Raw genomic sequence first — 25,729 nt, 5'->3', positions numbered from 1 at the left:
AAAAGCAAACGGCACGCGTGTGTAACGCGTGCCGTTGCTGTGACTGCGCGACGCCGAAGCGGGGCGCGCTACGTTTTGCGCAGCATGGCCGCTTTGGCAATCGTCTGATGCGCGGCGGGGAAGCCCGGCGGATATTCGACCACGCGTGCCGAAGCCGGCACCAGTGGCACGGCCGCGTTCAGCCGCGCGCCGATACGCGCGCCACCGACGATGGCCGTCATTGCCTGACGATCGAGTTCGACGCTGTCGGTGAGGTCCCTGATGATCAGCCTGGCCATGGTGGCTCCAGAAATGAAATCGGGCGGTGGGCCGGTGCAATGCGCCGGCCGCCGCCCGGATGTGTCGTGAAATGTGCTGCGGTCTCCCCGCACAATCAGTATAGGAAATCTCGCTGCAACTCGCCGGCCGGCGATGATCCGCCGGCATGGTTGAGGCCCCCCGGCCCTCGCGACAGCGAGCGGTCAGACGTTGGCGTAGTTGGCGCCCCACAGCGACGGGCTGACGTTCAGGTGCAGCGGCACGAAGCCCGCGCCGATCACGCCGACGTTGTTGAGTGCGGCGACGTTGACGTACTGCAGCTGGTTGAGGTTCTGGTTGATCGAGACGTTGACGTTGGCAATGCCGCCGAGGCCGGCGGCCGAGGGCAGGCCGGGCACGCTGCTGCCGGTGCCGCCGGCCACCGCCGACATGGCGCGGCGGTCGAGCTCGCGGGTGCCGGACAGATCGCGAATCATGAGGGATGACATGGTGCTTCTCCAAAGGTACGCGGAAGACGGAGGTAATGGTCGGCGGACGAAGCGCACCGGCGAGCCGGGCGCTCGGTGTCGCGACGTATTACATGTGGATGTTGTTGCTGGTCGTGACGCACGGGTTGACCGTCGAGCTGATGTCGGTGGCGAACGCGACGTTGTTGCCGTTGGCGTTCTGCAGGTTCAGCTGGTTGTTGATCAGCTGGGTGGCGTCGACTTTTTTGCTGTCGTTCGGAGCAAAGACGGGGCTGAAGTTGAAGTACGACGAGGACGGATAGTAGCCGGTGCCGCCGCGCACGGCGCTCATGGCCTTGCTGTCGAGTTGTTCGGTGATGGACAGGTCTTTGATCATCAGTGCGTTCATGGTGAGTCTCCAGAGGGTGAAGGTCAGGGTGCTGCGATCGGGTGCGAGCAACTTGTCTGCTCGGGTGTCACTCATGCACAGGCTGTGCCAGTTTTATTCAAGGTTCCTAATAAAGTTCGGGAAGGCCTGCGGAATAAGGGTTTCGCGTCGAGATGCAGCCACGGCGCCGGTCCATTGCCGCACGTGAGCGACGAACGACTGACGGCACACACCCGACAGACCACCGCATGCTGTTGGAGATCGCACGACACGGGCAGCGGCGACGGTATTCGACCTGACTACGGTGTTCAAACCAGACTCCCATCAATGAACAGGCCCCCTCCAACGGCCAAGATATGAAGGGGGCCCGTTTCTAATTGCGGACACTTCGCGCGTCCTATAAGTAAGGCCCTTTGATACGTCCTTCAAAGATGGCGGTGTTGATTCCAAAGTCGTCGACCTGGCCGAGAGGGCCGTGATCGACGGTGACAATGACGGAACGGCCGCCGCGCACAGCCTTCATCTGCGCGGCAGTGAGTGTCGTTTCGTCGTGTGGGCGATCCGCGGAACGTGGCAGATCCTTGATGATGACGATGGATTTCATGGCAATACTCCTGAGGGTGGATGAGTGAGCACGGTGCGGTGCTCGACCGTGGTTCTGCAAGGGGCATGCCAATTTCTATGAGCAATAAACGAGGAACAGAATGCGAGGCGGCGACGCAAGGCCAGCAGGCAATAGACGATATGCGTTCTTCCACTATGGCGTTAAGTGAGCTTGAGATTCGACGGAACTGTTCGGCGAGTTCCCACCAATCGAGAGTGGGATGTCGGCTTATGGTGTTCTGCCGACAACAAAAGCAAACGGCACGCGTGCGTAACGCGTGCCGTTGCCGTGACTGCGCGACGCCGAAGCGGGGCGCGCTATGCTTTGCGCTGCATGGCCGCTTTGGCAATCGTCTGATGCGCGGCGGGGAAGCCCGGCGGATATTCGACCACGCGTGCCGAAGCCGGCACCAGTGGCACGGCCGCGTTCAGCCGCGCGCCGATACGCGCGCCGCCGACGATGGCCGTCATTGCCTGACGATCGAGTTCGACGCTGTCGGTGAGGTCCCTGATGATCAGCCTGGCCATGATGGCTCCAGAAATGAAAGCGGGCGGTGGGCCGGTGCAATGCGCCGGCCGCCGCCCGGATGTGTCGTGAAATGTGCTGCGGTCTCCCCGCACAATCAGTATAGGAAATCTCGCTGCAACTCGCCGGCCGGCGATGATCTGCCGGCATGGTTGAGGCCCCCCCGGCCCTCGCGACGCCAAGCGGTCAGACGTTGGCGTAGTTGGCGCCCCACAGCGACGGGCTGACGTTCAGGTGCAGCGGCACGAAGCCCGCGCCGATCACGCCGACGTTGTTGAGTGCGGCGACGTTGACGTACTGCAACTGGTTGAGGTTCTGGTTGATCGAGACGTTGACGTTGGCAATGCCGCCGAGGCCGGCGGCCGAGGGCAGGCCGGGCACGCTGCTGCCGGTGCCGCCGGCCACCGCCGACATGGCGCGGCGGTCGAGCTCGCGGGTGCCGGACAGATCGCGAATCATGAGGGATGACATGGTGCTTCTCCAAAGGTGCGCGGAAGACGGAGGTAATCGTCGGCGGACGAAGCGCGCCGGCGAGCCGGGCGCTCCGTGTCGCCACGTATTACATGTGGATGTTGTTGCTGGTCGTGACGTACGGGTTGACCGTCGAGCTGATGCCGGTGGCGAACGCGACGTTGTTGCCGTTGGCGTTCTGCAGGTTCAGCTGGTTGTTGATCAGCTGGGTGGCGTCAACCTTCTTGCTGTCGTTCGGAGCAAAGACGGGGCTGAAGTTGAAGTACGACGGGGACGGATAGTAGCCGGTGCCGCCGCGCACGGCGCTCATGGCCTTGCTGTCGAGTTGTTCGGTGATGGACAGGTCCTTGATCATCAGTGCGTTCATGGTGAGTCTCCAGAGGGTAAAGGTCAGGGTGCTGCGATCGGGTGCGAGCAACTTGTCTGCTCGGGTGTCACTCATGCACAGGCTGTGCCAGTTTTATTCAAGGTTCCTAAGAAAGTTCGGGAAGGCCTGCGGAATAAGGGTTTCGCGTCGTCGTGCCGGGCGCGCGCGAACGCACTGCGGCGCGGACGCGATGACCGGCCGACGGCATGCGCCCGACAGACCACCGCATGCTGTCGGATATCGCACGACACGGGCGCGCTGCGCCGGCAGCGGGGCAATCCTGGTTTGCGAAAGGACGGAGCGGGAGCTAGTATCGAAGCGGCACATGTAACTGGTTACGAAAGGTTCTCTATCAGCCCGACAGGCCTGGGTCGCACGCGACCCGGCCCCACGGCAGCGGCGGCGCTTCGCACATATGGCTAGCCTTGCGCGTGTGATTCACGACTTTCAGAACGGCGAGCTGTCCCGTGACGAGTTCGTGGCTCAACTCGACAGCACGCTGACCACCGAAGGACTCGGCCCTACGCAGCTGCTGGACATGCTTGGCGCGGCACATCGCAAAGCGCCGCTCCCCGACGATCTCTACGTGGAAGTGCGGCGGCGCATCGAGCAGTTGCGCGTCTCGAACGTGGCCGCGGGCGGCGACGAAACCGGCATCCAGACCACCGTCGAGATTCCGTCGATTCGATCAGCAAGTGCGGGCAGCGCGGCGAACGCAGCGGGCGCCGGCAGTACCACGGGCCACGACCAGATCAAAGGCACCGGCGATACGCTCAACAACCGCTTCGTGCTCGAGGAATGCCTCGGCGTGGGCGGCATGGGCACGGTCTACAAGGCGCTGGATCTGCGCAAGCTCGAGGCTTCGGATCGCAAACCGTATCTCGCGATCAAGGTGCTCAACGTCCAGTTCCGCGGCAACCCGAATTCACTCGTCGCGTTGCAGCGCGAGGCGCGCAAGGCGCAAGTGCTCGCGCATCGCAACATCATCACGGTGTACGACTTCGATCGTGACGGGCCGATCGTCTACCTCACAATGGAGTATCTGTCCGGCAAGCCGCTCAGCCAGTTGCTGCGCACGCCGGGCTATCAGGGCATGCCGGTGCGCGCGGCGCTGCCGATCGTGCGCGGCATGTGCAGCGCGCTTGCCTACGCGCATGAACGCGGCTTCGTGCATTGCGACTTCAAACCCGCCAACGTGTTTCTCACGACGGACGCCGAAGTGAAGGTGATCGACTTCGGCATTGCACGCGTGTTCCAGCGTCCGGAAGAAGAGAGCGATGCAACCGTCTTCGATCCGGGCAGCCTCGGCGCGTTGACGCCCGCGTACGCCAGCCCGGAAATGATCGAGCACCGCGAGCCGGATCCGCGCGACGACATTTACGCGCTCGGCTGCATCACGTATGAATTGCTGACCGGCCACCATCCGTTCGACCGCTTGTCCGCGACGCAAGCCCGCAACTCCGATTTCAAACCGCAGCGGCCGGCCAATCTCGATTCAAAGCAATGGCGCGCGCTGCGGGCCGCGCTGTCGTTCGATCGCAATACGCGCATGCCGAGCGTGGCGCGCTTCATCGCCGAGTTCGATAACGAAGCACGCGCGGAAAAGTCGGGCACCCTGGCGAAGGTCGGGCTCGCGAGTTTCGCGGTGGTGTGCGCCGCGGCGGTCGGCGTGTTCGCGTTCCGCTCGGGGGCGAACCGGCATAACGGAGCACAGACGGAAGCAGGCGCATCGCAGGCTTTGACCGAGCAGGCGGCTTCGTCGATTTCCGAAGGGACAGTGAGCGCGCCGCCCGTGGCACCTCAGGCAAGTCCGGTCGCGGCAGTGCCCGCGACGCCACCGGCGGCGCCCGCGGCGAAGCCGGCGCTGACGCTCGCCGCCGTCACACCGGCGCTGACGCAAGTGCCCTGTTCCGCGCTATCCGCCTCAGTACAGGATCACTCGTTGACGGTGCGAGGCTACGTCTCGCAACGCTATGGCGCCGCGCATCTGAAGGACACGGTGGCGGCGTTGCCGGGCGTCGATACACTGACGCTCCAGGTCGAGCCGCTCGCCGACGACAAATGCGACACCATCAAGGCGTTCGCGCCCTACTGGATTCACAACATGCAGGCGGGCCACGTCGCGGCCTTGCATGTGCGGCCGCCGGGCGGCCAGTTGAGCGACGGTGACCCGCTGGTGGTCGACATCACCACGCCGGGCTATGACTCGTATGTGAACCTCGACTACTACCAGCTCGACGGCAGCGTCGTGCACATGGTGCCGAGCCCGCGCGCGAAGGACAATCAGGCGCCGCCTCACTACGCCGCGACGGTCGGCGGCGCCGGTGACTGGATCATTTCGAAGCCGTTCGGATCGGAGATGGTGGTGCTGCTGATCACGCCGGCGCCGCTCTTCGACAAGCCGCGCCCGGAGAGCGAATCGCGCGCCGATTATCTGCGGGCACTCGATGCGCGCCTCGCGCAGATCGGCGGCAAATACGGCCGCGATCACATCGTCGCCGATTTCGCGCCGATCACGACGAAACCGCGCTCGCCCTGACGGGAGCGGGAGCGCGGTTTCTCTCGTATTCTTTCGTAATAGGCTGCGAGTCCGACCGAGACTCGAACACGGCCCCGGCAACTCACTTCAGGTCTTTGACCACCCGGAAGCCATCCTGCGATTGGCGCACGCCCGCGCTGTACTTGAAGCGCGTCGCGCTAAGCATGTAGCCGCCGCCTTCGCGCCACGAACCGCCACGAATCACGCGCATGTCGCAGCCGGGGCTGTCCCATGCATGGCCGTCGGCAGGCGCGCCCTGGTAGGAGTTGTGCCAGCAGTCGGCGGTCCATTCCCAGACGCTGCCGTTCATGTCGTACAGGCCGAGCGGATTCGGTGCGAACGAACCGGCGGCCTCGGGTCCTTCCTTGTGCCACGGGTCACCGCAGTCCTTGCAATTGGCGTTGCCCTTGCGCATCTGGTCGCCCCACCAGTAGGCGCTGGTGGTGCCGCCGCGATCCGCGTATTCCCATTCCGCTTCGGTGGGCAGACGGTACGGTTTGCCGGTGGCCTTGCTCAGCCATTTCACGTATTGCTGCGCGTCGTCCCAACTGAGGTCGCGCGCCGGGGCGGCTTTATTGGCGTTGCTCTCCGGCGTGAGTTTCTGGCAGGCATTGGCGGCGACGCACGCGTTCCATTGGTCGACCGTTACCTCATACTTGCCGATCGCGAACGGCGCGCCGATGGTCACGCGATGAACGGGCTTTTCGGACGGGTCGTCGGTACTGCTGCCCATCGAGAACGAACCGGCGGGCACGGCAATCATGATCGGACAGGTCGCGCAATCGCGGCTTTCGCCGGCAACCGGCGTATGCGTGACGGGCTTTTGCGCGACCGCCGCCGCGGGTGGTGCGGCAGGTGGGGCGCCGCTCGGAGCGGGCTTGGGTGTCGGGCTACTGGCCGGCGGTGTCGGCCGTGCGGCCTGTGGCGCGGGTGCTGCTGACGGCGCAGCAGGCGTGGCGGCGGACGGCGCGTTCGAGGGCGCCGCAGCACGCAAACGGTCGATGCGCGCATGAGCGAGCGCGGCGAAGCGACCGTTCGGATAGGCGTTCAAGTAGGCCTCGTAGTCGCCCGGGTAGTTGCTGTCCTTGATCGAGTTCCAGAACGTGATTTCGTATTGTTCGCTGCTGTCTTTCGGCAGAATGCCTCTACTGTGCAGCGTGACGATGGGATTGTCCCGCGCTGTGGATGCGGCATCGGCCGTCAGCACGGGCCGAGGAAGCGACGAGGCAAGCCACGGCGATTGCTGGCCGCCGGTGGCCTCGCGTACCTGCGCTGCGACACGTTGCAACAGGTCCGCCAGCGTTAGCGACGGCGCGCTGTCGAGCACGTGCAGCCATGCATTCGTATAGACGCCGTGCCGTGTCCCGTCCGCAGCGAAACCGCCGGGCGCGGTTGCGTAGGTAATCACCGTATTGTCGGGGAGCGCGGATGTATCGTCCGTCGGGCTCGCCGCGAATGGATCGTTCAGACACGTATCGAGGATCACGAGATTGAGCCGGCCGTCTCGCGGCCCGCGCATCGCCTGCAATACGGTGTGCAGATCGACGCCGTTGCTCACGACCGCAGCCGGTGAGCGAGCATCGAGTCCCGCGGGAATGAGCAGGGTTTGCGGGCCGATCCGCATGCCGTGTCCGGCGAAATAAAAGAGACCGATACCACCCGCCTGCAAGCGCTGATGGAATTCGCCGATGGCCTCGCGCATTTGCCGTGGCGTCGCGTTCGTGCGCATGATGACGTCGAAGCCAAGCGTCTGGAGCCTGTCGCGCATGGCGGCGGCGTCGCGTGGCGCGTTTTCCCGCAGGGCGTCCACTTGTGAGCCATCGCGACCCGCACCACCCACACCGTCCGCACCATATGCGCCGTTGCCGATCACAAGCGCGATCCGGGGAGAAGGCGCGTTGCCTGGTTGCGGCGCGAACGGAGTAACCAGCGTAAGCGGCAAGCTCGTTGCACTCGCACCCCGCTCGGCGCCCTCACGTTGTTGCGCTGCAAACGCATCGCCCCAATGCGTCTGCATTGCCCCGGCCACGCACACCAGCATGAATATTCGCCACATCTTCACATCCTGTTTGTTCCGGACAGAACATAGGCAATCGAGGACCGCACAACTCGCGGCCGCCGCCGGAATAAATCGCGCGAAACATCGACGCCCCTTATCGACCATCCATCTGCAACCTCTTAATAACGATAGCACGCGCTTTGCGCGCCACAACTGTCCGCGTGCCCCGAATGCGTCATACGGTTAACGAGCGTGGCGTATCTTTTTGGCAAGTTACGTCCTAAGCTAATTTCACAAAGTAGGGCGGCAAGCTCGTTTTAAGCAGGTGGCCGTCCAATCTCGCGCACATCCGCGACATCCAGCCGAACGCCTTCGGCCATGACCACTCTTCGGGAGAGTGCGCTATGCGAAGAACCGTTACCCCCGTTGTTCTCGACGTGTGTCATGGATCGAATGCGCGTCGCGACGCATTACGCCGAACGTTGCGCGTAACGCTGCTCCTCATGGTCGGCAACATGGTGCCGAGCGTATTCGCGGCGGCCGAGCATACGGCGTCGCCGCCGGGCGCCGAGGAATACATCATCTGGCCATCGGACGGCACCGTGATTCACGGCGGCAAGTTGTGGGTGCGTATGGGGCTGCGGAATATGGGTGTGTGCCCGAAGGGCGTCGTGTTCCCGAACACCGGCCATCATCATTTGCTGATCGACACCGATCTGCCGCCGCTCGATCAGGAGATCCCGTCGGATCGCAATCATCTGCACTTCGGTGCAGGCGAGACGGACGCACGTATCGAGTTGCCGCCGGGCAAGCACACGTTGCAGCTCATTCTCGGCGACCACAACCACGTGCCGCATGTGCCGCCTGTGTATTCGAAAAAGATCACTATCACCGTGCTAAAAGACTAGCGCGATCCGTTCGTTCAGAGCGAATCCGTCAGGACGGAGAGGCCTTCATGTACAAGATCATCGCGGTCGCGGCGCTCGTCATGTCGGCGGCATTGGCTTCGCCGAATGCCGCCCTTGCAGGTACGACGCCGGCGCCGGCCGGCGCCCATGCGTATATCGGCTATCCCAATGACGGCCAGGTGGTGCCTGCCAACAAGCCGTTCAAGGTGTGGTTCGGCCTGCGGTACATGGGCGTGGCGCCGAAAGGCGTCAAGTTTCCCAATACCGGCCACCATCACTTGCTGATCGACACCGACTTGCCGCCGATGGATCAGGAGATTCCGTCGGATCGCAATCATCTGCACTTCGGCGCGGGTGAAACGGAGACCATGATTCAACTCCCCCCAGGCAAGCACACACTGCAGTTGCTAATGGGCGACGACATGCATGTGCCGCACAATCCGCCGGTGTATTCGAAGAAGATCACCGTCATCGCGCGGTGACGCGCGCTTGTCCATTGCGCGGCGAGACGCGGCGCGCTGGCTAACGCCTCAGTGTCACGCCGCAACCGACAATTTCGCGCGGGTTGTTGGCCACGATCCACCATCCTCCGCGCGCCGTTTCACCGCTCAATCTAGCGTTCAATATCCCGCCGGCTCCGCAACCCTTTATCCACGGCGTTCAGGCACATTTCTTAGGATAGGAAAGCAATCCTGGCACAGCCCATGCATTAGTGACACTCGAGCAGACAAGTTGCTCGAACCCAACCGCAAACTGTGCTGTATTCCCTTCCAGGAGATTTACCATGAACACGCTGATGATCAAAGACCTGTCCATCACCGAACAACTCGACAGCAAGGCCATGAGCGCCGTGCGTGGCGGTACCGGCTACTATCCGTCCTCGTCGTACTTCAACTTCATGCCGGTGTATGCGCCGAACAACAGCAAGACCGTCGACGCCACCCAGCTGATCAACACGACGCTGAACATCCAGAGCGCCAACGGCAACAACGCAGCGTTCGTCGCCGGCATCTCGAGCACGATCGACCCGCACGTGACCGCGAGCAACAACATCAACGTGCACTAAACGGCGCAGGCCGCCGCGGAGGCGCGACAGCCTCCGCGGGCGCTTACCGGCCGCTCCTCAAAAAGATTTCGCAACCAATCGTTCTTTTCACGCCACCCCCGTTCCACCGCCCGATTCCCGCGCCGATCTTCCCGCCTCGCTTCGATGGTGAAGCCGCGCAGGAGATGCTTTACTTAAAGGGCGCGTGCTTCTCGTGCAACGAAGTGGGCGTCATCGGAGACCATCGTGTCAGCGTTGCTTTCGTCAGTTCGTCAGCGCTATTTCCGCAGGACATCCGCACTGCGCAGCGTTTGCGCGGCGACGGTATGCGCGCTCTCGCTGTCGGCCTGTATCGATGTCAGCATGCCCGACTACAAGCGTCCCGACACACCCGCCAAAGCCTCGTGGTCGGATCAGAAAGGCTCGCCCGTCTCGGCCGCCGCGACGATCGAACCCGACTGGTGGAAAGGCTTCCACGATCCCTATCTCGACACGCTGATTGCAAAGGCGATTGCCGGCAACTTCGATATCAAGGTGCTGGCCGCGCGTATCGACGTGGCCGGCACGCAGATCGGCGAAGCCGGGGCGGGCGCCTTGCCGACCATGGATATCGGCGCCGGCGCCAGTTTCGAAAAGACCACGCATCAAACTTTCTCGAAGCAGTACAACCTCGCGACGCAGGTGAACTGGGACATCGATATCTGGGGCAAAGTAGAAAAAGGCGTGCAGGCGCAGAAGGCGGAATTTCACGCCAGCGAGGCCGACTGGCGCGCCGGCTATCTTGAGTTGGTATCGAACGTATCGAGCACCTACTTCCAGATTCTGCAATTCGACGACCAGATCGAACAGCAGCAGAAAACGCTCGAAACGAACCGGCAGATCCTCGCCATTTACGACGGGCAGCGCCGCAACGGGCTCGTGCCACAAACCCAGGTGTTGCGGCAGCAGGCTGAGATCAACCGCCTGACCAATCAGTTGCTTGACCTGCGCCGTTCGCGCGCGCTCGCCAACAACGCGCTCTGTACGTTGATCGGCGTGCCGGCGGGCGAATTCCAGATGCCCAAAGGGCATTTGCAGCAGCGTGTGCAACTGCCGTCCGTGCCGGACGGTTTGCCCGCGCAACTGCTCGCGCGGCGTCCCGACGTGGTGGCCGCCGAGTTCAGAGTGCTGGAAGCGTACGACCTCGTCGGGCAGGCCAAGCTCGCGCAACTGCCGACCATCAGCCTGACCGGCCACGCCGGCACCGCGAGTTTCGCGTTGACCGATCTGTTGAAATCGTTCACGTATGGCTTCATGCCCAGCATCAACATTCCGCTACTCGATCCCGGCGTGCGGGCGCATGTGAAAGTCACCAAAGCGCAATCGACGGTGGCCGAGCAACAGTATCGCGTGGCAGTGATGGGTGCGTTCGAGGAAGTGGAAAACGCGCTGGTCAACCTGAATTCGCACAAGCAGCAGCGCGTGGAATTGGAGCAGGAGGCGTCGCGGCTGCAGATCGTCGCGGATCAGATCCAGTCGCAATTGCGCCTCGGCGTGGTGTCGCAACTGGAGGTATTCGAAACCGAACGGACCTTGCTGGAGGCGCAGCAGGAACTGCTTGCCAACCATCAACAGATTCTGTCCGACACGGTGCTGCTTTATAAGGCGCTGGGCGGTGGTTGGCCGAGCGTCGACGTGCAGGCACAAGTAAAGGAACACTGAGCTAATCCGCAACGTGGCGTGCAGCGTGGGGTATTTCGGCTGCATTCGACGCACTTGTTGCGTTCATAACCGATGATCGGAAAATTGACACTCGCCATGTGTGACTTACAATCATTGAGGAGCCGGCTTTTGCACGGCTCACATGAACAATATCTTTTCGCCGTAGTCCTTCGTCCCGTTTCCGTTGCGCACTCGCCGCAACGGGTAAACGCTTAGTGATCCAGATAAAATGGCCGCCGGCGAAGCTCCGATTGCTGAGATGCGCGCGACAGAAGACGCCGCGTTCGACGTGGTGCTGTCGCCGGCCGCGTCCGCGCAACGTCCCGCGCTCGACGCGATTCGTATCGTCGACAACCTGTTTGCAATCGGGCGCAGCGAAGCACCTTTTACCGATTATCCCGCCGAGCGGATTGCGCGCCTGTCGCGCCGTCATGCGCGGGTTTTCACGGAACACGGCGCGGTCTACGTCGCCGACCTCGGCAGCAAGAACGGCACGACGGTGAACGGCGTGGCGGTGCGGCAGACTCCGGCGCGTCTGCGCGCCGGCGACGAACTGTGCTTTGGTGGCGAACTCTGCTACCGCGTGAGCATCGAGCCGCGCGCGCGCATCGTGGCGGCCGCCAGTCCGTCCGCCGCGCCGGGATTGCTGCTGGTGCCGCAGCGCGACGACCTCGGCCTGCAACCTATCGAGGTGCAGGCATTCCCCTTTCTCGTCAGTAAGACAGACGACGTCTTTGCGCGCTACAAGGACCGCTATCCGCATCAGGTCAACTACATCTCACGCCGTCACGCGCACATCTTTCTGAAGGGCGGCGAGCTCTATGTCGAGGATCTCGGCAGCACCAACGGCACATTTGTCGGTGGAAAGCGGCTGGATGAATCCGCGCTGCCGCTGGTGGAAGGAGACCTCGTTGCATTTGGCGGAGACCACTTCGTCTACAGGGTGACGCTGCAGAAACCCCCTGAAGTCGAGCCCACCGTGACACAACTATTCGTCAATCCGGCCGCCGACGAAGCGGTGGATCCCGACAAGACCACTTTCGTCGGCGCCGCGCATTCATTCCTCGATATCTTTTGCGTCGACCCAAGCCTCCAACGTGAAGACGAAGTCAACGAGGCGGCACAGCCCGCGTCCGCGCATGCGAAGCGCGACACGCCGTCCGGCTCGGCAAAAGGGGCGACCGGCACGCAAGGAACCAACGGTGCGCATGGCGCCGCCAACGCGGCTGCCGCGAAGGGCCGGCCGCGCCGTTGGCGCTTGCTCGCGGGCGAACTCGGCAAGGCGTTTGCGATCGACGATCGCGCGAGCGTACGGCGCGTGGCGATATGGAGCGGCGTGGGCGTCGTGGTGTTGGCAGCGATTGGAACCACGCTGTATATGCGCGGTTCGTCGGAGCGCGAGTTGAAGAATCTGCTGGCGAACGGCGATTACACGAGCGCGGTCACGGCGGCATCGGGCTATCTGTCGAGCCATCCCACCGACACTAAAGTCAGCGCGCTTGCGAGCGAAGCGTTGTTGAAGGCGAAGCTCCCCAGTTGGCTGAATGCGCTACAAAAGGCGCAGTTCGATCAGGCCGACGCGTTGCTCAACGAAATGCGTTCGTTGAGCGCTAATAACGCGGACGCCGCGTCGCTGATCAACGAATTGCAATGGGTAGGCGATCTGGAGCGTTTCGTCGCGGCGCGCGGCGGCATGGACGCGCCGATTCGCATGTACGCGGACGAGGGCACGATCAACAATCTGCTGCAACGCTGGGAAGACGACGCGAAGAGTCATCAGCGCGCGCTGGACCGCATCGCCTCCTACGTGCCCGTGTTCGCCGATCCGTATGCGCAGGCGCTGAGCCATCTGCGCAAACTCGAAAGCGATGATTCGGTGTATCTCGCCGCCATCGACCGTCTGAATGGGACGATCCGCACCGAACTGGCGCGCGATAAGCCCGACGCGCTGCCGCCCGTGCTCGACGATTACGCGCAGCGTTACCCGCGTCTCGCGGGCATCGACCGGGTGCGTCAGGATTTGCGCCAGTACACCGATTTGTTGAACGCCGCGCTGAGCCGGCAACTGGTGCCGTTGCTCGCGATGTTGAAAACGGCGCGCTTCAGCACGCCGCCGTTTCAGGCGCAGTTTCAACAACTGGCGGCGAGCCGTTTGCCTTCGCCGGACGTGATTGCTCGCCACGATGAGGTGACGGCGGCCTGGCAGCGCGGCGACGCGCAACAGGCGCTCGCCGGTCTGCAGGCCATGCCCGCGGGGCCGTGGTCCGACGTGCTCGCGGCGGAACTGGCGCACAAGAAGTCATTGCTCGACCACTACGCACAGTTGCAGAAGACGCGCGGCGACAAGGATTACGACCAGCGTCTGCTGTCGTTCTACGCCAGCCTCGATCCGGCAACGGACGTGTGGTTCCTGCAGTCGATCCAGAAAGACGTCGCCGCCTTGCATGACAAAGCGCTGGCGCGTGCGCAAGATCTGCTGCTGCGCGCCCAGAGCTTGTGGAAGCAGTATCGCGCGGGCGGATCGATCGGCGGTACGCAGCGGCTCGAAGCCGGCATTTCACCGGGATTTCGCAGCGAGGCCCGTCTGCTTTCGGATGCGCAAACGTCGGCGCAACAGGGCATGCGCATCTACACGCAACTGAAGGCGGATCATCCGGCCGACTTCGACCGTCTGCTGGCGGACATCGAAGCCGAAGCGAATTTGCAGCGCCGTTCGCTAACGGAGTTGCGCATGGTGCTGGACCCGGGGCTTCTGAAAGCGAAGCTGGCATTGATCGGAGGCGAGCAGAGTGAAACGCGACAGTCACCCTAGGCCGTTGTCGGAGGCGCTGGAAGATCACAGCGTCGAGGGCATCGCGATCCTGATGGCGGAGCCGGTGCGGCTCGCGCGCGCGCTGATCTGGGCGATGGTCGCGCTGGTCGTGGTCGGGCTGTTGTGGTCGTTCGTGGGGCGTGCCGACGTAATCGTCAGCGCGCAAGGCACCTTGTCGCCGGAATCGGAGGTGCGCCGCATCTATGCGCCAATCGACGGCGAACTCGCCGATCTGTATATCGCCGAAGGGCAACCGGTGCAGAAAGGCGATGTGCTGGCGCGCCTGAATGCGCGCGGCGCGATCGAGGCCGCCAGCAATGCATTGCAAGCGCAACTCAAACTGGAAGACGCCGAGCGCGACTGGAAGCAGTTCCCCGAGAAGAAAGCGCTAATGGAGCGTAAGGCCGCCGCGCTCAAAACGCAGATGGAAGTGGAGGCCCGCCAGCACGAAACGCGCGTCTCCGAAGGCACGACCAAACTAGCGGAAGGACAGAAGGCCGAACTCGACGAGGCGCGCAGCATGCTCGACAACGCCCGGCGCACGCGCGAAGCGGCGCGCCAGGAACTGGACCGCTACTCGCGGCTCTTCGCGCAGCCGGGTGGCGGCGGCATTGCCGAATTGCAGGTGGAGCAAAAACGCACGGCGGCAATGGAGGCGGATAACGCGTACCGTGTCGCCCAATCGAAGCTCGCGGAACTGGATTTCCGCTTGAGCCACGAATACACGCAGGCGAACGCGCAACTGGAAACCAGCGGCCAGCAGACCACCGACCTGCAGCTTCAATACGATTCGGCGGTGCGCGACATTACCGACGCCGAAGACAAGTTGCGCCTGCAACTGCAAAGCGCACGATTGGTGTCCGAAGCGGCCGCGCGGATTCGCTTCGAGAACATCGACAAAGACAATTTCCTGCTGATTCTCGCGCCGGTTTCGGGCGTCATCACGGACGTGACGTCGACCCAGCGCGGCGACAAGATTCAGGCAAATGCGCCGCTCGGCGGCATTGCGCCCAAAGACGCGCGGCCCGTGCTGAAGATCGAGATCGCCGAACACGATCGTGCGTTTCTGCACGAGGGCTTGCCGGTCAAACTGAAATTCAACGCTTTCCCGTATCAACGCTACGGGCTGATCAGCGGCACGCTGGCCTATATTTCGCCGGCCACCAAGCCGTCGGCGACGGACAAGCAGCCAGTCTACGAAGGGCGCGTCACGCTCGACAAAAATTACTACCAGATTGCCGACACGCGCTATCCGTTGCGCTACGGCATGACGGCAAGCGCTGAGATCGTGGTGCGCGAACGGCGCCTGATCGATCTGGGTCTCGATCCGTTCAGGCAGGTGGCGGGATGACCGCACGGATCACACGTCAATTAAAGGAGCGGAAGAAATGACCGCGATAGTGCGAATCGATGACGAAGTCGTGGACGTGGCCGAGTTCATTCGTCTTCTGAAACTGACCGGCCAGTTCGAGAGCCTGATCGAGCAGATCGTGCGCGACAAGCTCACGGTTCACGCAGCGAAGAAGCAGGGCATCACCGTGACCGCCGATGAAATCCAGCAACGCGCCGATCAGTTCCGCCGCGTGCGCGGTCTGCATCGCGCGACGGATATGAATCAGTATCTCGACGCCCTGAATGTCAGTCTCGACGAATTCGAGGTCTTCATTACCGACGGGTTGTATCAGGAGAAGATGCTCGACGAGATCGGCAACGAGGCCGCGATCAAGGATTACTTCGCGCTCAATTCGCCGAAGTTCGATGCGATCGAGGTGAGCCACATCGTGCTCGACAGCGAGGGCAAGGCGAAGGAAATGATTTCGTACCTGCACGACGATCCCGACAGTTTCGCCGACATGGCGCGCGAGCATTCCATCGCGGATACGCGCGAGGCGGGCGGCGTGATCGGCAAGGTGCTGCGCGGCTCGTTGAAGCCCGATATCGAAGCGAAGATTTTCAACGCGGCGGTGGGCGATCTGCTGGGACCGTTTCCGTCGGCGGATCGTTCGTGCTTCGAGATTTTCGCCGTGACGGCCAAATATCCGGCGACGCTCGACGCCGACGTGGCATCCGAAGTCCGGCGCCTGCTGCGCGAAAGCTGGTTGATCTCACGCGCCCAGGAGCATGTGATCGAAGCGCGCTAGGCCGTTCGAGACCACGCGCCGTATTGAAACAACACCGCGACACGCCGATTCGAGGTCCGTAAGCACATGGATGCACCCCAGACCGCGCCCTCCGCAGCCGAGTTTCTCACCTCGGTGGAAATTTTTTCGCCGTTTTCGCGCGACGAGATCGAGCGTCTTGCCGAATATGCGCAAGCGCGCTTCTATTCGTTCGGAGAAACGGTTTGCTCAGCGGGCGAGACGGCTGACGGGCTGTATGTGATTCGTTCGGGTTCCGTGCGGATATTTACTGAGGAGCACGGTAAAGAAACCAGCATGGGGGTGCGCAAGTCGGGCGAGATCTTCGCCGATATCGCGATGTTGCGCACCTATGTCCACGAAGCGTCGGTGCGCTCGTCGGCGAAAACCGAATTGCTGTTCATTCCGCGAGCTGCGATCGAACCTGTGATCGCCGGCAATCAGGCCGCTTTGGCGTTCGTTGCCAGCTACGTGGCGATCAATTCGGCGGGCGGTTTCGTCGCGCAATTGTTCGATCTGCGCGGCAAACTGAACAAGGCCGAACTCGAAGAGTATGTGCGCAGCGTCGGCGTGAAACGCGTGGCCGCGGGCAAGGAAATCCTTAAACAGGACGGTCGCGAGGATCGGCGCCTGTACGTGGTTCGCCACGGCGAAGTGCGTATCGTGCGGCACGAGGAGGGGCATGACTATACACTCGCCACGCTGGGAGAAGGCGAGATATTCGGCGAGAAAGCATGCCTGATGCGCCAGGAGCAGATGGCGTCGGTGGTCGCGACGACCGATACGCGGCTGCTGGTGATTCCGGAGCGTACGGTTCACTTCATCCTCGAACGCAATCCGAAACTGCGCGAAGTGCTCGACGAGCGGATTCGCTACGGCGACCGTGAATTGCAGCGGCAAAAGCGGGTCGAGCAGCGGCGCAAGCTGCCGCTGATGCTCGATTTGCAAAGCAAGCCCGAGTTCGGCGAGAAAGTCATCAAACGCTTCGCGCTGGTCGAGCAGGCGGAAGAAATGGATTGCGGTGCGGCGTGCCTTGCGATGGTATGCCGCCACTACAGTATTCCAATGACGCTTGGCAAATTGCGCGAGCTCGCCAACGTCACGACCCAGGGCGCGACGCTCGACAGTCTGGCGCGCGCCGGCGAATCGCTCGGCTTTACAGCGCGCGGCGTGCAATGCACATTCGATTCGTTGCGCGGTTTCGATCTGCCGTTCATTGTCCACTGGGAGGGCTATCACTACGTCGTGGTGTACGGGCTCTCCAAGGATTACGTGTGGGTCGCGGATCCGGCGGTCGGCTTCAAGAAAATGACGGTCGAAGATTTCGAGCGCGGCTGGAGCGGCACCTGCCTGCTGTTTACCGGCGGACCGCATTTACTGCAGATGTCCGCCGCGCGCTCGCCGTGGATTCGCTTTGTCGGCTACCTCAAGCCGTACAAGAAGATTCTCGGCCACCTGTTTCTCGCCACTTTCGTGATTCAGGTATTGGGCGTGATTCCGCCGCTGATCATCCAGAACATTCTCGACGGCGTGATCGTGCATCAGAATGTCAGCCTGCTGCATCTGCTGATCGGCGGCCTGATCATCGCCAATGTCTTTTCGCAATTGATGTCGTCGATTCGCGCGTATCTGGCGAACTTTATGGTGCGCAACATGGACTTCGCGATGATGTCGCAGTTCTTCAAGCACACCATGTCGCTGCCGTTCTCGTTTTTCGCCAAGCGCAAGACCGGCGACATTTTCGCGCGCTTTCAGGAGAACCAGACGATCCGTGCATTCCTCACCGAGTCCACTGTCACTACGGCGTTGAACCTGCTGATGGTCTTCATCTACTTCACGATCATGTTCGTCTACAACGTGAAGATGACGCTAGTGCTGATTGCTTTTGTCATTCCCATCATGGCCCTGACCGCGATCGCCACGCCGAAGATCAAAGGCTATGCGCGCGAAGTGTTCACCGCGTCGACCGAATCGAAGTCGTTTCTGATGGAAGCGCTCGCTGGCGTGGAGACCATCAAGGGCATGGGTATCGAGCGGCCGGTGCGCTTGCGCTGGGAGAAGAAGTACGCGAAGGCGCTCGAAGTGCAATATCGTGCGCACGCGTTCAACATTCTCGTGGGACTCGGCAGTCAGTTGCTGAACGCCGCGACGACGATCGCGATTCTGTGGGTCGGCGCGAATCTCGTGCTGGCGCGCGAAATGACGATTGGTCAGTTGATCGCGTTCAATGCGTTCATGGGGAGCGTGCTGGGTCCGCTCATGGGCCTGGTCGGTTTATGGAGCATGTTGAACGACGCGGGCGTGGCGATGGAGCGCCTGGGCGATGTGCTCGATATCGAACCTGAGCAGAAGCCGCAGGATTTGCCGTCGCGCGTGATGTTACCCGAACTGCAAGGCGAGATCAGCCTCAGCGGCGTCTATTTCCGCTATGGCGAAAACGACTCGGCGTACGTGCTCGAAAACATCAGCTTCGATATCAAGCCCGGCGAACTGGTGGCGATTGTCGGACGCAGCGGGTCGGGCAAGACCACGCTCGCCAAACTGCTGGTCGGCTTCTATACGCCGACTGAAGGCAAGATGACGATCGACGGCTACGATCTCGGCGTGGTCGATAAAGCCTATTACCGTGCGCAGATCGGCTATGTGATGCAGAGCAATCTACTGTTCTCCGGTACGATTTCCGAGAACATCGCGAGCGGCGACGACGCGCCCGACCGGCGCCGCATCGAGGAGGTCGCGAAGATGGCCGACGCGCACGGATTCATCAGCAAGATGCCGCTCGGCTACGAGCAGATTGTCGGCGAGCGCGGCATCGGCTTGTCGGGCGGGCAGATCCAGCGGCTGTGCATTGCGCGGGCGCTGTATCACGATCCGCGTCTGCTCGTATTCGACGAAGCGACCTCGGCACTGGACTCGCAATCGGAGAGCAATATCCTCGGCAATATGCACGACATTCTGAAGGGCCGCACGGCGGTGATCATCGCGCACCGGCTCAGCACGATCATGCGTGCCGACAAGATTCTCGTGCTGTATGAAGGGGCGATTGTCGAACAGGGGCGCCACGATGAACTGATTCAGCGCGGCGGCATGTATTACCAGCTGGTACAGAAACAGTTGAGTGCATGATGATGAAGATACTCGATCAGATTGAAGAGGCCAGCCCCGCGATTTCATACGCGGGGCTGATCGAGCGGATCGAGATTCTACGCTCGACACTGCGCTGGTCGTCGCGGCTGGAGCGCGCGGACATCGACAAGCTGCTCCGGCAAGCCACCTCGCTGCGCGACGAGGTGATGCAGCTTTCGCACAAGGAGCGCTTCGTGCAGGCGGCGGTGGCTGCGGAGCCGCAGGAGCGCGCCGACCTGTCGCGTGGCGCGCGTCGCAAGGCGTTGCTCGAACGCAGTTTCATTTTTGAAGGGACATTCGGCGACAATCCACGCCTGCTCGAATCGCTTGAAATCGCCGAGAAAGCCGCGCCGACTGATTTACCGGTATTGATCGACGGCGAAAGCGGCACCGGCAAGGAGCTGATGGCAAAGGTGATTCACGCCAACGGTTCGCGTTCCGACAAACCCTTCATTTCCGTGAACTGCGGCGCGATTCCTGACAACCTGCTGGAGTCGGAATTGTTCGGGCATCGCAAGGGTGCGTTCACGGGCGCTTCGAACGATCGCAAGGGCAAATTCGAAAGCGCGCATACCGGTACGATCTTTCTCGACGAAATCGGCGAATTGCCGCTTGCCGGCCAGGTGAAGCTGCTGCGTGTGCTGGAGGCGCATGAGATTCAACGCGTCGGGTCCGATGAGACGATTGCGGTGGACACACGCATCGTCGCGGCGACCAATCGCAATTTGCGGCAGCTCAGCGAAGAGGGCAAATTCCGCGAGGATCTGTTCTATCGGCTTAGCGTGATTCATGTGACGTTGCCGCCGCTGCGCGAGCGTCGCGACGAAATTCCGTTGCTGATTTCGTGGTTCGGCGACGAAGCCGCCGGCACGTTAAAGCGCAGGCCCGTGCGATTGACGCCGCGTTTGCGGGACTTTCTGCTGAACTACGCGTATCCGGGCAATATCCGCGAGTTGCGCAACGTGATGTATCGCGTGTCGTGCCTGGCCGGCGATATGGCCGACGTCGATCATTTGCCTGTGGATATGCGGCCGGCGGCGCCCGGGTCGGCGGCGGCGTCCAACGCCGCGACCGCAAGCGGGCAGGAGCCGATCAGCGTGGCGAACCTGATGTCGCTGAGCGACGCAAAACGCGCCGCCAGCGACGACGCCGAAAAAGCCTTCCTCGAGCGCGGCCTTCGCGAAGTGAGCGGCACCGTCGCGGAACTGGCCCGCCGTATCGACATGAACCGTTCGCATCTGCAAATGCTTCTGAAGAAACACGGCTTGCATTCGAAGGATTTTCGCAATCGTAATCAGCCGGCCGCGAACAAGAACGGCGCTGAAGACCGCGACGATGAAGACAACGAGACTTGAGACCGCGGCGTCACGCCAATAGGTTCATGGCGCCGGGTTGAGCAGCGTTTTGTCGGCCGCATTAGGGTCTTCGGCGCGCACGACCACGGCGGTGATGTTGTCGCGGCCGCCACGCGCGAGCGCCATGTTGACGAGTTCGTCAGACGCGTTCGCGCTTGCCGCATTGCTCAGCACAGCGAGCATGTCTTCTTCACTGACTTCGTTGCTCAGGCCGTCGCTGCAGAGAAGGAAGACATCGCCGTCCGCGACCTCGATCGCATCGTCGTCGAGTTCGAGCAGATCGGTGGCGCCGACGGCGCGCGTGATCATGTGTTGTGCCGGATGATGCCGCGCCTCTTCCTCCGTAAGCACGCCGAGCGACTTCAGCGCTTCCACCTGACTGTGGTCGCGCGTGAGTTGCCGCAGGCTGTGTTCGCGCAGCAGGTACAGGCGGCTGTCGCCGGCCCAGATGTAGCCGCAGAAGCGATCACAGGCGAGCAGCACGACGACCGTGCTGCCGATACGCTGCACCTGGCGGCGCGCGGCTTCTTCCCGCAATTGGCGATTGGCGGTTTGCAGGCGCGCGCGCGCATCGGCGACGAAGGACTTCATGCTGACGGGCGGCGTCAGCCCGCTGAGCGCGTCGATCACCAGACGGCTCGCCAGATCGCCGACCGCGTGTCCGCCCATGCCGTCGGCGACGGCCCAGCGTCCGAGCGCGGACTGGTCGAGGCACGAATCTTCGTTGATTTCGCGGACGCATCCGGCGTCGGAACGCGCGGACGACGTCCAGCGAAATTGGCTCGCACAGGTCACAACGTTTACACCGTATTGTTTGTGCTGCGTGCGTCGGGAGAGACACGGATGTTCGAGTTCGCGCCGGTGTTGCGTACATCGACCGACTGGAACGTGTTGATCATCTGGTTAGCATAGAAGTTGTTGGTGACGTCGTACAGGTTCACGACGGGTCCAATGCTCGGCGTATCGCGCACATAGGGCTGAATCCAGCCGTACACCCACGGGGCGCCGCCGCCGCCGCGGATCGCCGCCATCGCTTTACGGTCTAGCGCGAGGTTCAGCGAGAGGTCGCTCACTGTAATAGAAGCCATGTCGTTTCTCCGGTTGGCCGCGTGTGTAACGCGCGCGGTGACGCGCGGTTAAGATGTATCTGGCCGTTATAGTGCAAGTGCTATGCCAATTTGCGAATGATTCGCGCGCTTTGTCGTAGCGCCTTGATTGCCGGGCGATTCCGAGCGTCTGGTTATGCAGTGCATGAGCACGCATGAATTCATCGGTCGGCTGGCAGCCAACATGCCCGCACTCGAACCGATGCGCGACCCAACACATTTCCGCCGCTCGCCGCGCCGCTTCAATCGAAGTACTTCCCCCATCCACAGCGCTAAAAATGAGCGCCGCTCGCCAACACTTCGGCGGGATTTCTGTCGGCCCGCAACGCACACTCGTCGCTTCCGGAATTACATCATTTCCCGCGAAACCCTTTAAATAAGGGCTTTCGCGCGCATGGCCCGGATGATGCAAAAGATCTCGCAACAGTGTTGGAATCGAAGCGAGACAGCCATGAACACGAACCAAACCAGCAGCGAACACAGCGCAGACCGCTGCGACGCCGCGTCCACCATCGACCTGCCGATCGGCGCGCATCTCGTCACGCAACGTCGCGGTTACGAGCACCACGGCATTTATGTGGGCAATGGACGCGTGGTTCATTACTCGGGCTTCGCAGGCTCAGCGCATCGCGGCCCGGTTGAAGAAGTAGAACTGGAACGCTTCGCCGCCGGCCATCCGTTGACGATTCGTTCGACCCCGTCCGCCCGCTACGTCGGCGACGAAGCCGTACGCCGCGCACGCTCCCGTCTCGGCGAAAACCATTATCGCCTGCTGACGAACAACTGCGAGCACTTCTGCGCATGGTGCCTGATTGGCGAAAGCCGTAGCGAACAAGTGCATTGCTGCCTGCGCCATCCGCGTACCGGCATGCACGCGCTGGTATGCCTCGTGAAGGCCTTTGTGGAAAGCAGCGCGAAGGGCGTTCACGGCGCCGCTCAGTTGGCGTGAACCAGCGGCATCGAACTTCAGTGACTCATTTCAGTAATTCAACCGTTCAAGGATTCAAGGAGAACATCATGGCCGCAGCGGAAAAGACCTTGCATTGGGCCGTAGACAAATGGCTTGCCCCGACCCCGTCGATGCCCGCACGCGTCGTGCAGTTCTGCCACCGTGCGTCGCAACATCAGCGCTATGTGTGCGTGGAAGCCTTGCGTCCGGGCGGCATGCTGTCGATCTTCTTCTTCCGTCACGACGACGGCTCGTGGAATGTGTTTCCGCCGCAAGCCGAACGGCCCGCCATGAACGGACATCGCCGCGCATTGCTGGCTGCCTAGTTCGACGTCTGCGCAGACGCTTCCTTGATGATCCATTGATTGAACAGCAGCATCGCCGGTGTCATGGTTTTGCCCTTCAGCCATGTCAGCCAGTAACTGCCGGCATGAACCTCCACGTCGAACGGGCGCACCAGCCGGCCTGTGTTGATCTCGTGATCGAACATCAGCGCGGGCGCGAGCGCGATACCCGCGCCCTGCATCGCCGCTTCCACCATCAGCCGCGACGAATCGAACACCGGTCCGCGAATCGGCCGAGGCGGAATGCCCGCGGCGCTGAACCAGCTCATCCAGTCATCGGTGCGGTAGGAGCGCAGCAAGGTTTCGTCGACGAGATCCTCCGGCTTCGACAGGCGCGCGGCGATCTCCGGTGTGCACAGCAGCGCGAGCGGCGCGTCGAGCAGGCGCGTCGCGACCGAACCGGGCCACGTGCCGTCGCCGAAACGGATCGCGAAGTCGAGGCCTTCGGTGGCGAGATCGACCAGGTTGTTGTTGGTCAGCAGCCGCAGTTCGACGAACGGATGCGCGTCGCGGAACGACTTGAGGCGCGGCATCAGCCAGCCGACCGCGAAGGTGCCCACCACGCCAACCGTCAGGACCTCGTGAAAGTGGCCGCCTTCGAATTGTTTGAGCACCGCTTCAATGCGATCGAATGCATCGGTCAGCACCGGACGCAGCGCGAGGCCCTCGTCGGTCATGGCGAGGCCGCGCGGCAGACGTTTGAACAGCGTGGTGCCAAGCCGCTCCTCCAGGGTTCTGACCTGCTGGCTGACGGCGGCCTGGGTGACGTTCAGTTCGAGTGCCGCGCGCGTGAAGCTCAGATGCCGGGCGGACGATTCGAACGCGCGCAGCGCGTTCAACGGAAGGTACGGTCTCATGGCGAAGGCATAAGATTTTCTTGGGAGTAGGCTAACTTATCATCGTTTGTCAGCGATCGGCGGAAAACCGATAGTGGCGGCTTCACAAAGGAGCGGCGATGATCACAAGACGGAAGTTCGCGGGTGCGATGCTGGGCGTTTCGATAGCTGGGCTTGCGGTTGGGAGTGCCGGCGCGTTTGGCAAGGTATCCGGCAAAGCGGTGAAAACGGGCACGGCGGAGCAAGGGTCCGAGTTGGCGAAGGCGGATGCGGTCCGTCGGCGGCTTGTTGAAATCGAAGCGGCGAGCGGCGGCCGGCTGGGTGTGTCGATCGTCGATACGATGTCCGGCTTGCACGCCGGCTTGCGGACCGACGAGCGCTTTCCCATGTGCAGCACCTTCAAGATGCTGATGGCGGGCGCTGTATTGGCGCGTACGGATCGTGGCGAGGAAGACTTGCAGCGGCGCGTGGTCTTTTCACAAAGCGACGTGGTGTCCAATTCGCCGGCCACGAGCAAGCACACGCGCGAACTGACCGGCAATGCGGGCATGAGCATCGCCGAGCTGTGCAAGGCGGCGATCACGCTCAGCGACAACGCGGCGGCGAATCTGTTGCTCGCCACGTTTGGCGGCCCGGCGGGATTGACCGCGTTCGCTCGCAGTCTCGGTGACGGTGTCACGCGGCTGGATCGCATCGAGCCGATGCTGAACGAAGGCACTCCCGGCGATCTGCGCGACACCACCACGCCGAACGCCATGCTCGGCAATCTGCGCGAGCTGCTGCTCGGCGAGCGGTTGTCGTCATCGTCGCGGGCGCAACTGCTGGCGTGGCTCGCCGCTAACGAGACCGGCGGCGCACGGATTCGCGCCAAGCTGCCGAAGGATTGGGGCGTGGGCGACAAGACCGGCACCGGCGATCACGGCACGGCCAACGACATAGCAATTCTCTGGCCGCCTGGACGCGGTCCTGTGCTGGTGACCGTGTATCTGACCGAAACGGATGGCAACGCGGCGCGCAGCAATGCGGCGATCGCGGATGTGGGCGCGCTGGTGGCGGCGTCTATCTGATCCCGGCGGGGACAGGCACACACGCGTTCCACGCAACGCGATGCGATGACCGAAGCGCCGATCGAAGTGTGCGACACTAGGGCCACACCGAAAGGGGCAACAGCGAATCGGCCTCGATGGATGCGGTGAGAAGTTGACTGTCCATGGAAATGCTCGACACCTTCTGCCGACGTTCGTCCAGGTAAGCAGTCGGCTTGTTCAACCACGCATCGCTGCCTTGATTCGGAGTCCCCTATGTCTGTCTATGTGCTGGCATTGCTGATCGGCGTCGTGGCCGGTCTCCGCGCGATGACCGCGCCCGCCGCGGTCAGTTGGGCGGCGCATCTGGGCTGGTTGCCGTTGCAAGACACGCCGCTGGCCTTCCTCGGCTTTACCGCCACGCCATATATCCTCACGGTGCTGGCCATCGTCGAACTGATCACCGATCAACTGCCGAAAACCCCTAGCCGTACCGTGCCGATGCAATTCGGCGCGCGTCTCGTGCTTGGCGGCTTGAGCGGCGCGGCGATCGGCGCGGCGCATGGCGGAGTGGGCAACGGGTTGATCGCGGGATTGATCGGCGCCGTGATCGGCACCCTGGGCGGCGCGAGAGTCCGCGGCGCGTTGGCGCGTGCCTTTGGGCGGGACCAGCCGGCCGCGTTGATCGAAGACGCGGTGGCGATCGTGGGCGCCGTGCTGATCGTGATGGCGTTGCGTTGATGCGCTTCGGCGAGACGGGACGCGCCTCGTCTCGCTGACGCTGTTC

General features: G+C 62.5%; 25 protein-coding genes. 14 read left to right on the top strand and 11 right to left on the bottom strand.

All coding sequences use genetic code 11. The features are described from left to right. Positions 1-68: 68 nt before the first annotated feature. From B0G73_RS05900 to B0G73_RS05870, 7 genes are all read right to left on the bottom strand, one after another. Positions 69-278 (bottom strand): hypothetical protein, encoded by a 210-nt coding sequence (locus B0G73_RS05900; protein ID WP_106278830.1) that lies wholly within the window; start codon positions 276-278, stop codon positions 69-71. A gap of 183 nt (positions 279-461) precedes the next feature. After that, positions 462-746 (bottom strand): hypothetical protein, encoded by a 285-nt coding sequence (locus B0G73_RS05895; RefSeq protein ID WP_106278820.1) that lies wholly within the window; start codon positions 744-746, stop codon positions 462-464. Positions 747-834: 88 nt separating this feature from the next. Continuing rightward, positions 835-1,113, bottom strand: coding sequence for a hypothetical protein (locus B0G73_RS05890; RefSeq protein ID WP_106278827.1), 279 nt, complete (start codon positions 1,111-1,113; stop codon positions 835-837). A gap of 376 nt (positions 1,114-1,489) precedes the next feature. Further along, on the bottom strand, positions 1,490-1,696 hold the full coding sequence (locus B0G73_RS05885) for a hypothetical protein (RefSeq protein WP_106278824.1): 207 nt from the start codon (positions 1,694-1,696) through the stop codon (positions 1,490-1,492). Between the two features lie 317 nt (positions 1,697-2,013). Continuing rightward, positions 2,014-2,223 carry a hypothetical protein gene (locus B0G73_RS05880; RefSeq protein ID WP_106278822.1) on the bottom strand — a complete coding sequence of 70 codons (210 nt, stop codon included), beginning with the start codon at positions 2,221-2,223 and terminating at the stop codon, positions 2,014-2,016. A 184-nt stretch (positions 2,224-2,407) separates the two neighbouring features. After that, positions 2,408-2,692 (bottom strand): hypothetical protein, encoded by a 285-nt coding sequence (locus B0G73_RS05875; RefSeq protein ID WP_106278820.1) that lies wholly within the window; start codon positions 2,690-2,692, stop codon positions 2,408-2,410. Positions 2,693-2,780: 88 nt separating this feature from the next. Continuing rightward, on the bottom strand, positions 2,781-3,059 hold the full coding sequence (locus tag B0G73_RS05870) for a hypothetical protein (protein ID WP_106278817.1): 279 nt from the start codon (positions 3,057-3,059) through the stop codon (positions 2,781-2,783). Between the two features lie 415 nt (positions 3,060-3,474). Here B0G73_RS05870 and B0G73_RS05865 point away from each other — a divergent pair, with 415 nt between their 5' ends. Continuing rightward, entirely contained in the window at positions 3,475-5,598 is a 2,124-nt protein-coding gene (locus tag B0G73_RS05865; protein ID WP_106278814.1) for a serine/threonine protein kinase, read from the top strand. A gap of 82 nt (positions 5,599-5,680) precedes the next feature. Here B0G73_RS05865 and B0G73_RS05860 read toward each other — a convergent pair whose 3' ends face one another. Continuing rightward, complete coding sequence (locus B0G73_RS05860) at positions 5,681-7,654, bottom strand: SUMF1/EgtB/PvdO family nonheme iron enzyme (RefSeq protein ID WP_106278813.1); 1,974 nt, start codon at positions 7,652-7,654, stop codon at positions 5,681-5,683. 446 nt (positions 7,655-8,100) lie between these two features. Between B0G73_RS05860 and B0G73_RS05855 the strand changes: the two genes are divergently transcribed. The 9 genes from B0G73_RS05855 to B0G73_RS05815 all read left to right on the top strand — a co-directional run bounded on the left by B0G73_RS05855 (position 8,101) and on the right by B0G73_RS05815 (position 20,682). After that, a complete protein-coding gene (locus B0G73_RS05855; RefSeq protein WP_258193208.1) occupies positions 8,101-8,505 on the top strand; it encodes a DUF4399 domain-containing protein in 405 nt (134 codons plus the stop codon). 47 nt (positions 8,506-8,552) lie between these two features. Then, positions 8,553-8,987, top strand: coding sequence for a DUF4399 domain-containing protein (locus B0G73_RS05850; protein WP_106278808.1), 435 nt, complete (start codon positions 8,553-8,555; stop codon positions 8,985-8,987). 302 nt (positions 8,988-9,289) lie between these two features. Beyond that, entirely contained in the window at positions 9,290-9,571 is a 282-nt protein-coding gene (locus B0G73_RS05845; RefSeq protein ID WP_106278805.1) for a hypothetical protein, read from the top strand. Positions 9,572-9,796: 225 nt separating this feature from the next. Further along, the gene (locus B0G73_RS05840; RefSeq protein ID WP_106278802.1) at positions 9,797-11,251 is read left to right on the top strand and encodes an efflux transporter outer membrane subunit; all 1,455 of its coding nucleotides are present in this window, start codon (positions 9,797-9,799) and stop codon (positions 11,249-11,251) included. A gap of 229 nt (positions 11,252-11,480) precedes the next feature. Next, positions 11,481-14,063, top strand: coding sequence for an FHA domain-containing protein (locus B0G73_RS05835; protein ID WP_106278799.1), 2,583 nt, complete (start codon positions 11,481-11,483; stop codon positions 14,061-14,063). Beyond that, positions 14,041-15,414: an HlyD family efflux transporter periplasmic adaptor subunit gene (locus tag B0G73_RS05830; RefSeq protein ID WP_106278797.1), complete on the top strand. Its 1,374-nt coding sequence runs from the start codon at positions 14,041-14,043 to the stop codon at positions 15,412-15,414. The genes B0G73_RS05835 and B0G73_RS05830 overlap by 23 nt, the downstream gene beginning before the upstream one ends. 37 nt (positions 15,415-15,451) lie before the next feature. After that, positions 15,452-16,204 (top strand): peptidylprolyl isomerase, encoded by a 753-nt coding sequence (locus tag B0G73_RS05825; protein ID WP_106278795.1) that lies wholly within the window; start codon positions 15,452-15,454, stop codon positions 16,202-16,204. A gap of 66 nt (positions 16,205-16,270) precedes the next feature. After that, positions 16,271-19,327 carry a peptidase domain-containing ABC transporter gene (locus tag B0G73_RS05820; protein ID WP_106278792.1) on the top strand — a complete coding sequence of 1,019 codons (3,057 nt, stop codon included), beginning with the start codon at positions 16,271-16,273 and terminating at the stop codon, positions 19,325-19,327. Continuing rightward, complete coding sequence (locus B0G73_RS05815) at positions 19,327-20,682, top strand: sigma-54-dependent Fis family transcriptional regulator (RefSeq protein WP_106278789.1); 1,356 nt, start codon at positions 19,327-19,329, stop codon at positions 20,680-20,682. Before B0G73_RS05820 ends, B0G73_RS05815 begins: the two co-directional genes overlap by 1 nt. Before the next feature lie 24 nt (positions 20,683-20,706). Here B0G73_RS05815 and B0G73_RS05810 read toward each other — a convergent pair whose 3' ends face one another. Continuing rightward, on the bottom strand, positions 20,707-21,477 hold the full coding sequence (locus tag B0G73_RS05810) for a PP2C family serine/threonine-protein phosphatase (RefSeq protein WP_106278786.1): 771 nt from the start codon (positions 21,475-21,477) through the stop codon (positions 20,707-20,709). A 5-nt stretch (positions 21,478-21,482) separates the two neighbouring features. Continuing rightward, positions 21,483-21,770, bottom strand: coding sequence for a hypothetical protein (locus B0G73_RS05805; protein ID WP_106278784.1), 288 nt, complete (start codon positions 21,768-21,770; stop codon positions 21,483-21,485). Between the two features lie 469 nt (positions 21,771-22,239). Here B0G73_RS05805 and B0G73_RS05800 point away from each other — a divergent pair, with 469 nt between their 5' ends. Together B0G73_RS05800 and B0G73_RS05795 are read left to right on the top strand one after the other, a co-directional pair. Further along, on the top strand, positions 22,240-22,737 hold the full coding sequence (locus tag B0G73_RS05800) for a lecithin retinol acyltransferase family protein (protein WP_106278781.1): 498 nt from the start codon (positions 22,240-22,242) through the stop codon (positions 22,735-22,737). A gap of 68 nt (positions 22,738-22,805) precedes the next feature. Further along, entirely contained in the window at positions 22,806-23,063 is a 258-nt protein-coding gene (locus tag B0G73_RS05795; protein WP_012425909.1) for a hypothetical protein, read from the top strand. Here B0G73_RS05795 and B0G73_RS05790 read toward each other — a convergent pair. Beyond that, entirely contained in the window at positions 23,060-23,938 is an 879-nt protein-coding gene (locus B0G73_RS05790) for a LysR family transcriptional regulator (RefSeq protein ID WP_106278779.1), read from the bottom strand. The genes B0G73_RS05795 and B0G73_RS05790 overlap by 4 nt on opposite strands. A gap of 98 nt (positions 23,939-24,036) precedes the next feature. On the opposite strand from B0G73_RS05790, the gene bla reads away from it, so the two are divergent. Beyond that, positions 24,037-24,984 (top strand): class A beta-lactamase, encoded by a 948-nt coding sequence (gene bla, locus B0G73_RS05785; protein WP_106278777.1) that lies wholly within the window; start codon positions 24,037-24,039, stop codon positions 24,982-24,984. Between the two features lie 234 nt (positions 24,985-25,218). Next, entirely contained in the window at positions 25,219-25,683 is a 465-nt protein-coding gene (locus B0G73_RS05780) for a DUF4126 domain-containing protein (protein ID WP_106278774.1), read from the top strand. Positions 25,684-25,729 lie beyond the last annotated feature (46 nt).

The organism is Paraburkholderia sp. BL25I1N1 (genome assembly GCF_003002025.1).
GTDB lineage: Bacteria > Pseudomonadota > Gammaproteobacteria > Burkholderiales > Burkholderiaceae > Paraburkholderia.
Note: the sequence above shows the minus strand (reverse complement) of the source record. Positions and strands in the feature narration are given on the sequence as shown.

Excerpts from the sequence above, each read along its gene's own strand:
- B0G73_RS05825 (WP_106278795.1), top strand. The coding sequence starts at position 15,452 with ATGACCGCGATAGTGCGAATCGATGACGAAGTCGTGGACGTGGCCGAG.
- B0G73_RS05800 (WP_106278781.1), top strand. The coding sequence starts at position 22,240 with ATGAACACGAACCAAACCAGCAGCGAACACAGCGCAGACCGCTGCGAC.
- bla (WP_106278777.1), top strand. The coding sequence starts at position 24,037 with ATGATCACAAGACGGAAGTTCGCGGGTGCGATGCTGGGCGTTTCGATA.
- B0G73_RS05895 (WP_106278820.1), bottom strand. The coding sequence starts at position 746 with ATGTCATCCCTCATGATTCGCGATCTGTCCGGCACCCGCGAGCTCGAC.
- B0G73_RS05820 (WP_106278792.1), top strand. The coding sequence starts at position 16,271 with ATGGATGCACCCCAGACCGCGCCCTCCGCAGCCGAGTTTCTCACCTCG.
- B0G73_RS05855 (WP_258193208.1), top strand. The coding sequence starts at position 8,101 with ATGGTCGGCAACATGGTGCCGAGCGTATTCGCGGCGGCCGAGCATACG.
- B0G73_RS05780 (WP_106278774.1), top strand. The coding sequence starts at position 25,219 with ATGTCTGTCTATGTGCTGGCATTGCTGATCGGCGTCGTGGCCGGTCTC.
- B0G73_RS05890 (WP_106278827.1), bottom strand. The coding sequence starts at position 1,113 with ATGAACGCACTGATGATCAAAGACCTGTCCATCACCGAACAACTCGAC.
- B0G73_RS05875 (WP_106278820.1), bottom strand. The coding sequence starts at position 2,692 with ATGTCATCCCTCATGATTCGCGATCTGTCCGGCACCCGCGAGCTCGAC.
- B0G73_RS05850 (WP_106278808.1), top strand. The coding sequence starts at position 8,553 with ATGTACAAGATCATCGCGGTCGCGGCGCTCGTCATGTCGGCGGCATTG.
- B0G73_RS05805 (WP_106278784.1), bottom strand. The coding sequence starts at position 21,770 with ATGGCTTCTATTACAGTGAGCGACCTCTCGCTGAACCTCGCGCTAGAC.
- B0G73_RS05865 (WP_106278814.1), top strand. The coding sequence starts at position 3,475 with ATGGCTAGCCTTGCGCGTGTGATTCACGACTTTCAGAACGGCGAGCTG.
- B0G73_RS05815 (WP_106278789.1), top strand. The coding sequence starts at position 19,327 with ATGATGAAGATACTCGATCAGATTGAAGAGGCCAGCCCCGCGATTTCA.
- B0G73_RS05835 (WP_106278799.1), top strand. The coding sequence starts at position 11,481 with ATGGCCGCCGGCGAAGCTCCGATTGCTGAGATGCGCGCGACAGAAGAC.
- B0G73_RS05845 (WP_106278805.1), top strand. The coding sequence starts at position 9,290 with ATGAACACGCTGATGATCAAAGACCTGTCCATCACCGAACAACTCGAC.
- B0G73_RS05900 (WP_106278830.1), bottom strand. The coding sequence starts at position 278 with ATGGCCAGGCTGATCATCAGGGACCTCACCGACAGCGTCGAACTCGAT.
- B0G73_RS05795 (WP_012425909.1), top strand. The coding sequence starts at position 22,806 with ATGGCCGCAGCGGAAAAGACCTTGCATTGGGCCGTAGACAAATGGCTT.
- B0G73_RS05885 (WP_106278824.1), bottom strand. The coding sequence starts at position 1,696 with ATGAAATCCATCGTCATCATCAAGGATCTGCCACGTTCCGCGGATCGC.
- B0G73_RS05870 (WP_106278817.1), bottom strand. The coding sequence starts at position 3,059 with ATGAACGCACTGATGATCAAGGACCTGTCCATCACCGAACAACTCGAC.
- B0G73_RS05880 (WP_106278822.1), bottom strand. The coding sequence starts at position 2,223 with ATGGCCAGGCTGATCATCAGGGACCTCACCGACAGCGTCGAACTCGAT.
- B0G73_RS05790 (WP_106278779.1), bottom strand. The coding sequence starts at position 23,938 with ATGAGACCGTACCTTCCGTTGAACGCGCTGCGCGCGTTCGAATCGTCC.
- B0G73_RS05860 (WP_106278813.1), bottom strand. The coding sequence starts at position 7,654 with ATGTGGCGAATATTCATGCTGGTGTGCGTGGCCGGGGCAATGCAGACG.